We start from the raw sequence: 1,569 nt of genomic DNA on the forward strand, positions 1-1,569 counted from the left end.
TATTTGTAGTACGTACCGTGAAGGTACGTTTATTTTTTTATTTCGGGCTTACGATTAACCATTACGTGTTGAAACAGCCGCCAACTCTACACGACTATAGGCTTCTGTCATGAGAGTACCTTGAAAACTGGAATTGTAACCGACATAGTTAGGGAAGACCATTTTTTATGTTATAATCGGATTAAACAATGTTTGGATTTTTTTGCAGGAGGAAATTTAATGAAGCCAAAAATTGAAGATGTGGCCAAATTAGCTGGAGTTTCACGAACGACAGTTTCACGAGTTTTAAATAATCGTGGTTATATAAGTAACGAAACAAGAGAAAAAGTGCAAAAAGCAATGGAAGAACTAAACTATTTTCCAAATGATGTTGCCCGCTCTTTATTTAATAAACGTTCCAATTTGATCGGTTTAATCTTACCAACTACTTCAAATCCGTTTTTTGGGGAACTATCGTTTTATTTAGAGAATATCTGTGCTTCATTTGGATATAAAGTATTACTTTGCAATAGTTTAAACCAGATTGATAAAGAAGAGAAATACTTAGAAATGTTATTAAGAAATCAGGTAGATGGGATCATTGTTGGAACACATAACCGAGGAATTTTGAATTACAAGAAACAAGGATTAGCTGTAGTTGCGATTGACCGTTATTTGTCTGAAACAATTCCGGTTGTCTGCTCGGATAATTATGAAGGAGGCAAAATAGCAACAGAATTATTAATTTCAAACGGGTGCAATCATATTGTTTTAATTGATGGGATCGGTGAATTAGAAACGCCGGCCAGATTACGGAGAAAAGCATATCTAAATGTAATGGAAAAACATGGGAAAATACCTAAAATATATGAAATTCCCGGGGTATTTGATCCAAACAGTCATTTGGCTATTATTAGAAAAGTGTTTAGTGAATACCCGGAAGTAGATGGTGTTTTTGCAACGAATGATTTATTTGCCGCTTCTTTTATAAACGAAGCAAAAAGACGGGGAAAAAATGTTCCGAGTGATATAAAAGTGGTCGGCTATGATGGAACGGAAACAGCGCAAACTCTGCTACCTGAGTTAACAACAATTAAACAACCCATTGAAGCAATTGCAAAGGCAGCGGTGGAAATACTACTAAAAGAAATAGAAGGAGAATTTATTGACTTCCCATTAGAAACAAAGCTGCCGATAAAATTAATTAAAGGTGTAACTGCTTAAAAAGAGGGATATCCGGAAAGCTTGATGATGGGTTCTGGATTCCCCCTTTCATGTTTATTTTAAAAATATTTTATTACAAGAATTGGCAGTAGTGATGTTTGGACGTCCGAGCTTTTTGGTAATAGCAAAGTCGTATTCAGCGAAAATACATTTTCGCTTGCGAGGTAATGTACCGAAGCTGCTCTAGTTCACCAAAAAATATAATTTTTTACGGCTGAGATGCAATAGTTGAAAAAGCCATTGTTTGTTTAACTGCAGATTCTGCGCTCCCGAAGCCTTCCTTGTCCCCTTATTCTTATACTTTTTTCCTAAGAGCCTTTGCCAAAATGCTGTATCTCCTGAAGCAGTAGGCAGTCAGACAATTAA

1 protein-coding gene is annotated in these 1,569 nt (G+C 35.8%); it reads left to right on the forward strand.

Going from position 1 to position 1,569, the window contains the following annotated elements; all coding sequences use genetic code 11:
* The first annotated feature begins 219 nt into the window (after positions 1-219).
* A complete protein-coding gene (locus tag LIZ98_RS17410) occupies positions 220-1,203 on the forward strand; it encodes a LacI family DNA-binding transcriptional regulator (protein WP_041902005.1) in 984 nt (327 codons plus the stop codon).
* The last annotated feature ends 366 nt before the right edge of the window (positions 1,204-1,569 follow it).

The sequence above is a fragment of the Caldibacillus sp. 210928-DFI.2.18 genome (assembly GCF_020554505.1).
Taxonomy (GTDB): domain Bacteria; phylum Bacillota; class Bacilli; order Bacillales; family Caldibacillaceae; genus Caldifermentibacillus; species Caldifermentibacillus hisashii.

Coding starts and splice junctions, on each gene's coding strand:
- LIZ98_RS17410 (WP_041902005.1), top strand. CDS start 220: ATGAAGCCAAAAATTGAAGATGTGGCCAAATTAGCTGGAGTTTCACGA.